This is a genomic window from Bacillus sp. mrc49 (genome assembly GCF_002803435.1).
On record NZ_PHNG01000200.1, the window covers coordinates 1 to 878 of the forward strand.

Annotated in this window: 1 protein-coding gene; it reads left to right on the forward strand. The window is 42.9% G+C overall.

What is annotated here, in order from left to right; translation table 11 throughout:
- Window positions 1-878 (forward strand): transglycosylase SLT domain-containing protein (locus CVN76_RS01400; RefSeq protein ID WP_157805436.1); only part of this gene is annotated, 878 nt, incomplete at both ends.

Genomic DNA, 878 nt, shown 5'->3' on the forward strand with positions numbered 1-878 from the left:
TAACGGAGCTATTGGCGGCGTGAATTGGATCCTAAAGAAAATAGGTACTGATAAAAAGTTAGACACATGGAACGCCCCTAGATTCGCAAGAGGGACAGGGAAAGACGGACATAAAGGCGGTTTAGCTTATGTAGGTGACGGCGGCGAAAAGGAGCTAGTACGACTACCAAACGGCAAAACATTCTTAAGCCCGGCGACTGATACCCTTCTAAACCTTCCTAGAGGCACGCATGTATTTAGCGGCTCACAAACAAAAGCAATCTTAAACGGGCAGATACCAGCCTTTAAAGGCGGCACTATTAGCAATCTCTTTAAAAGTAGCAAAAACCTATTATCAAAAGGAACTTCGGCGGTTAAAAACGCAGTAGGCGACGTATGGGACTGGATGGATAAACCGGCCGAGCTTTTGAAGACAACGTTAAATAAACATGTGAATTTAGATTCGATCAAAGGCCTTCCCTTGGATCTTGCAAAGGGCGCGGTAAATATGGTTAAAGATAATGGCGTATCTTACATTAAAAAAATGTTCGATTTTGGGATAGGGGATATGGGTGATATTGGCGGCGGCGGAGCTAATAAAGCGAAACAATGGATTTTAAAAGCCATGTCGATTACTAATACACCAAGCAGCTACTTAAAGGGCCTTATGTTAATCGCCAAGCGTGAAAGTGGCTACAACCCTAAAGCCATAAATTTATGGGATAGTAATGCCAAAGCGGGCCATCCGTCACGCGGATTATTTCAAACAATACCTACAACCTTTGCCGCGCATAAAAAAGCAGGAATGGACAATATTTATAATCCAATTCATAACGCGGTAGCGGCTATTCGATACATGATAAGTCGCTATGGATCTATTGGGAATGTACCAGGATTAA